Here is a 6,360-nt window from a genome sequence, read left to right on the forward strand (position 1 = left end):
GAAATTGAAGAAGGGAATATTTCTCGGTTTTTTTCGTATATTTTTGGTTCATTTGAAACGTTAGCGCAGAATAAAAACCTGCATTTTAATGTCCACCAAAACTACCGCAGCCTAGCCGCTAAATTCGATGCCGACAAGTTGGAAAAAATTACGACCAATTTACTATCCAATGCCTTTAAATTCACACCAACCAACGGAAGGGTAGAGGTGAATATAGAATATACGCCTAAAGACACTACGATAGACGTCGTATTGACGGTTTCTGATAACGGTATTGGGATTGATAGCCAGCGGCTACCGCGTATTTTTGACCGCTTTTACCAAGTCGATGATACGTCGCACCGCAATTATGAAGGAACAGGAATCGGGCTGGCTTTAGTTAAAGAATTGGTGGAAATTCTGAAAGGGAAGATTTCGGTGGAAAGTGAGGTAAACAAAGGCACTACTTTTCGGGTAGCATTTACTTTGGTGGCTTCACAACAAAAAAATGGTTCGACGGAGCCGATTTTTGAAACCACGCATACCGAAATGGCCATTTCGATGTTGTTGCCTGAGGAGGGAGTGCACGACCAAAATCTTGCCCCAATGGATGAGCAGCCTGTGTTACTGATTGTGGAAGATAACCCTGATTTGCGACTTTATTTGCGCAAAATTTTTGAGACACAGTACCAAGTCATGGAGGCCAACGACGGCCAACAAGGCGTGGAAATGGCATTGCAAATAGTCCCCGACATGGTGATAACGGATTTGATGATGCCGCGCCTCGATGGATTTGGAGTGTGTGAACGTCTAAAAACCGACGTACGGACGAGCCATATTCCCGTGGTACTACTCACGGCCAAAGCCACCTTGACCGACCGCTTGGAGGGGCTAGGTTTAGGGGCTGACGAGTATTTGCAAAAGCCATTTAATAAAGAAGAATTGTTGATTCGGGTCAAAAACTTACTTCAGCAGCGTAACCTGCTCAGGGAGAAATTTAGCCTGCGTTCGGCGGCATTACCGAGCGCACCTGCGGTGGGGAACGAGGTGTCGCAGCAGTTGGACAACCAGTTTATTGAGCGGATACGGTCGGTTATCGAGGCGCATTTGAGCGAAAGTAACTTCGACGTCGAAGGACTTTGTAAAGAATTGAAAATAAGTCGTACCAATTTACACCGTAAACTGAAAGCCCTGACGGGCACTTCCGCGACGGAATTTATCCGCAAAATACGACTGCAACGAGCTGCCCAGTTGGCGCAAAAAGAAACCATGACGGTTTCCGAAATTGCCTACCAAGTAGGGTTTGAAAGCTTGTCCTACTTCTCCAAATCGTTCCAAGAAGAGTTTGGAATGCTTCCTTCAGAATATGGACGCCTTGTTGAATAGGTTAGATTTTATATTTTTTCAAAAAGTTGCTATTTTGGGGGGATAACTCAGGACGATGAAATTCTTTATCCGTATAGTAATTGTATTCCTTTTTTCAACTCACTTGCAAGCGCAAGGGTGGCAACCGATAGGGTTATCCGAAGGGCTGTCACAAGGAATGGTATATGATTTGGCACAAGACCAACGTGGGTTTATGTGGATAGCAACCAAAGATGGCTTGAATCGCTACGATGGCTATAATTTTAAGGTTTTCACCCATGACCCCTACAATCCGTACAGTATTTCGAGCAATACCTGCACGGCCTTGCTTTACGACAGCCACGATAGACTCTGGATTGGCACAGAAAAAGACGGCTTAAACTTATTCGACCCTGTGTATCAGCGCTTTTATCGGATTAGTATTGCCTCCCCAAACCAACCTAGCACGGGAAATTATAACATTGTTCAACTCGAAGAAGACATCCAAGGTAATATTTGGATAATGACCGACCAACCCACCGTTCATTTTAAAATAAACATTCCCCCTCGTTTTACGGTCAACGAACAAGCCACGAAGCAACTCAACATTGGTTCGTTAGGCCCTTCTTATTTTCCGCCTATTTCTCGACATCAACACTCAGGATTACACGGGGCTTGGGGGCAAAATATGTGCGGTTTTTTGGATAAATGGCTTGGCAATAAATCACGAAACCGAGATTTTTACATTCTGCCCGACCACCAAAAAAACTATTGGGTGATGCTAGACCACGAGCTTATTTGTTGGCGAAATGGCATCAAAAAAACAATCCACGTTGCAGAAGGAGATTATAAAAAAATAGGACACTTGAAAGATGGCACCATTGCTATTTGTAACCAAAATTTCCTTTGGTTGATGAAGCCCGAAGAGCTGCTCCAACAAGATAGTTTGACGGCAAAAAATAAGTACTCGACCGTGCCAGACCAAAAACGCGTCAATACCATTCGCATGGATAATTTGGGAAATATCTGGCTAGGAACTAGGGGCTACGGACTGTATAAATTCAACCCAAGAATCAAGCAATTCAAAGCTTATTTGCCCGATTTTTCTCCTTCCTATTTGCTGCAAGACAGTCAAAAGCGTATTTATTTTCACGGAAATGCTAAACCTGCTTACCAATATTACCAACTCGAAAGCCCTACTTCATTCAAGCCATTTTCTCCAGACGTTGCTGCTGCTCGCTACAGCCACGACTTCTTGTATCAGGACCGAAAACAACAATTTTGGCTCATGGCCAGGGAAGATTCTTCCCGTTATCTCTTTCAACTGTCCAATGAACGAAAGCTTCTTGCTCGCTACCCTTTACCCATGCCCTATACCGACAGACACCTGAGTGTTAGGATGTTGGAAGATAAAAAGGGTCGCCTTTGGCTGGGGTTGGTTGATGGGGTTTTACTGCGGTTTGACCCCCTTACAGGGCAGTTTAAAAAATTCAGTTATCAATCGCTACTGCCGCAGCAAGGCTCGACCATTGAAGTACTTTACATGTACGAAGACACCCCTGATGTGTATTGGATTTGTACCCAAAAAGGACTTATCAAAGTCGAAAATATCCTAGAAAACCCCCGATTTAGTCTCTTCAAAAACAATGCTGATGACCGAAATAGCCTCAGCAACGACGTGGTTTCGGGTTGTGTCAATGACCCAATTCAACCCACAAACTACCTCTGGGTAAGCACCAAAGGCGGTGGGCTTGAGCGCCTCAATAAAGCAACGAATCAGTTTGAGCATTTTACCGAAAAACGAGGACTCCCCAATAAGGTGGTCTATGGTGTACTGGTAGGCGATGATAAAAATTTATGGATGGGAACCAATCGGGGTTTGGCTCAACTTAATCCTAAAACGCTGATTTTTAGTAATTTCAATAAGTCAGATGGTTTGCAAGACGATGAGTTTAATACCAATTCCTATTTTAAAGGAGCTTCGGGCGAGTTGTTGTTTGGCGGTATCAATGGTTTCAATGTATTCAGGGCTTCCAACATCGCAAGAGCCGCTTCTAAGGCCGAAGTGCGGCTTTTAAGTCTAAAAATCAACAATCAACTCATTGAGGTTGGGGATGAAACGCAGCTTCTCAGCGAAGCCATTGAATACCTGCCTTCACTGGAGTTGGCTCACCATCAGAATCAACTGGCCATCGAATTTGGCGTCATGGATTTTACCAACCCCGTAAAAAACCGTTTCCGCTACCAACTGGAAGGAATTGACAAGGACTGGGTGGAAGCAGGAACGACGCATGTTGCCAATTTTGCCCAGCTTCCCAGTGGTAGTTATACGTTAAAAGTCATGGGTACGACCGACGGTGAAAATTGGACAAAACCCATCGCTTTGGCGATTCAAATAAATCCTCCCTTTTATCGAACGTGGTGGGCTTATTTATTCTACTTAACCATTGTTGCTTATGTGGCTTATCGTTGGAATCAAAACCAGCTCAACCGAGTTCGTTTGCAGGAGCAATTGAGTTTCAAAGAAATTGAAGCAGGTCGGATGTCGGAACTTGATGCGTTGAAAACCAATTTCTTTGCCAATATCTCCCACGAGTTCCGTACGCCACTTACCTTGATTTTGGGACCCGTTGAGCAACTTTTGAAAGACCATCCCAGCGACAGCCGTCTTCCGTTGGTTCGCCGTCACGCCCAGCGCCTTCTCGAACTGATCAATCAATTGCTTGACATCAGCAAGCTAGAAGCGGGGCAAATGCTCCCTGAACTTACGCATCTGGAGGTTGTTCGGTATTTGCGGACGCTGACAAGCTCGTTTACTTCCTTGGCCGAAAGCCGACAGATTACCTTTGTGGTAACTCAAAATCAGGATGAAGCGTGGGGATATTTAGACACGGATAAAACAGAAAAAATCATTACTAATCTCCTTTCCAATGCCTTCAAGTTTACCGAAACAGGAGGAACTGTAAAGGTTGATGTACAATACACCTCTCCCGTTGAAGGACAGGGGGTTATCATTGCCATTTCAGATACGGGCATTGGGATTAAACCCGAAAAACTCCCCCAAGTTTTCAACCGTTTTTACCAAGTAGAATCCGACCAAAAGCGGAGCTATGAGGGGACAGGTATTGGGTTAGCTTTGGTCAAAGAGCTCGTTGAAGTCATGAAAGGTTCTATTCAGGTAGAAAGCAAAGTAGGAGTAGGAAGCCAGTTTGTTGTTCGGTTGCCTATCGACGAATTGACGTGGAAATCGTACCCAAAAATTCCTGAAAAGGTGTTCGGACCAAAGAAGTTGCAACTGGAGCCGCATCCGATTTTGGTACCAACACCCGTAGAGACGACCTCCAACGAAAACGTATTGTTATTGATTGACGATAATGCCGACATCAGGTCTTACATTCGAGGGTTGTTCGAGCCCGATTATCGAATTATTGAAGCCCAAGATGGAGAAGAGGGGCTAGCGCAGGCAATGGCCCATATTCCCAATATCATCATTAGCGATTTGATGATGCCCCGCATGGACGGTTTTGAGTTTTGTCGGCAGTTGAAGAGCAACGAAAAGACCAGCCACATTCCTGTCATTATGCTCACTGCCAAAGCCAACGTCGAAAGTCGCATTGAGGGCTTTCAACTAGGAGCCGATGATTATTTGGTGAAGCCTTTTCATACCGATGAAATCAGGGTTCGGGTCAAAAATTTATTGGAGAAACAAGACAAGCTACGGGCTTATTTCAGTGGCAAGCAAAAAGTAGCAAAATCCGAAACGGCTGTCATTAATCCATTGGATATTGCTTTTGTAGAAAAAGCTAAAAAAATTGTAGAACAGCATCTCGGCAGCAGCACCTTCAACGCCGAGCAGTTTAGTAGTGCCATGAACCTCAGCCAATCGCAATTGCTCCGAAAGCTGAAGGCGCTTACCAACTTTACCATTGTCGAATTTATTCGCCACCACCGTTTGCAGCGCGCGGCCGAAATGCTTCTCCAGCGTAACCGCCCCGTTTCGGAAATCGCGCTGGAGGTGGGCTTTGAGAACATGTCGTATTTTGCCAAAGTTTTTCAAGACGAATTTGGAGTGTTGCCTTCCGATTATCAGGGGTAACTTCATTGAATAAAATGTGCCAATTCGGTAGAAGTAAAGTATCAAAAAGCCCCAAAATGGGGCTTTTTTTATGCAAATGCTGAAAAAATGGTAGTAGATGCTGAATATGAGTTACCCCAAAAGTGCCCTTACTAAGCATTTTTGTGGAGGCACTCAACCCAACTTTACTTTAGCATGAAACAGCTCTTTTACCTTTTTCTCTTATCGTTTGTGAATGGACTTTCCGTCTCCTCAACTTGGGCCACTACATACAACTGGGATGGTGACATCGCCTTAGCAAGCATTCATACAGGTGTAGTGTTATACAACAATGTACCCGTGGGCACCCCTTTCATCACCCGTTGGGATTTATCAAAGCCAGGCTCAAGCGCTAACCAACTAAGCATAGATGTCGCTACTGCTGGCACCGTGAACTATACGTGGACGACTGTTCCTGCAGGTACGAGTGGTTCGGGAACATTCAGCGGAACCACCTTGGCCATTCCAGATTTACCCACGAATGCGGTGATTGATTTGAGTATTGACCCCACCAACTTTCAACAAATACATATCAATAATGGAGGAGACCGTCAGCGTTTAATACAAATCAAACAATGGGGCGATGTGGCATGGACGAGTATGTACAGAGCCTTTTATGGGTGTAGTAACATGACTCTAACTGCCACTGATGTGCCGAATTTAGTAGGAGTAACCAATATGAGTTCTATGTTTTACGGTTGTACTACCTTTAACCAAGCACTTCCCGAAGGTTTCAATACGTCATCTGTGGTAGATATGAGTTACCTGTTTTTCGGCTGTAGTGCATTTAACCAAGCATTACCAAGCACCTTCAACACATCGTCAGTCACGAATATGAGTGCTATGTTTTATGGCTGCACGTTGTTTAATCAAACTTTGCCAACTAGCTTCAATACTTCAAGTGTCACAAATATGTTTAGCAT

At 44.4% G+C, this 6,360-nt stretch carries 3 protein-coding genes; all 3 read left to right on the top strand.

All coding sequences use genetic code 11. The features are described 5' to 3' along the window. Positions 1-1,365: hybrid sensor histidine kinase/response regulator transcription factor (locus tag FHS57_RS30665; RefSeq protein WP_183980466.1), on the top strand; the 1,365-nt coding region annotated here is incomplete at its 5' end. 55 nt (positions 1,366-1,420) lie between these two features. Further along, the gene (locus FHS57_RS30670; protein ID WP_183980468.1) at positions 1,421-5,419 is read left to right on the top strand and encodes a hybrid sensor histidine kinase/response regulator transcription factor; all 3,999 of its coding nucleotides are present in this window, start codon (positions 1,421-1,423) and stop codon (positions 5,417-5,419) included. A gap of 174 nt (positions 5,420-5,593) precedes the next feature. Continuing rightward, a partial coding sequence (locus FHS57_RS30675) for a BspA family leucine-rich repeat surface protein (protein WP_183980471.1) occupies positions 5,594-6,360 on the top strand: 767 nt, incomplete at its 3' end.

The sequence above is a fragment of the Runella defluvii genome (genome assembly GCF_014195535.1).
GTDB lineage: Bacteria > Bacteroidota > Bacteroidia > Cytophagales > Spirosomataceae > Runella > Runella defluvii.

Excerpts from the sequence above, each read along its gene's own strand:
- FHS57_RS30670 (WP_183980468.1), top strand. The coding sequence starts at position 1,421 with ATGAAATTCTTTATCCGTATAGTAATTGTATTCCTTTTTTCAACTCAC.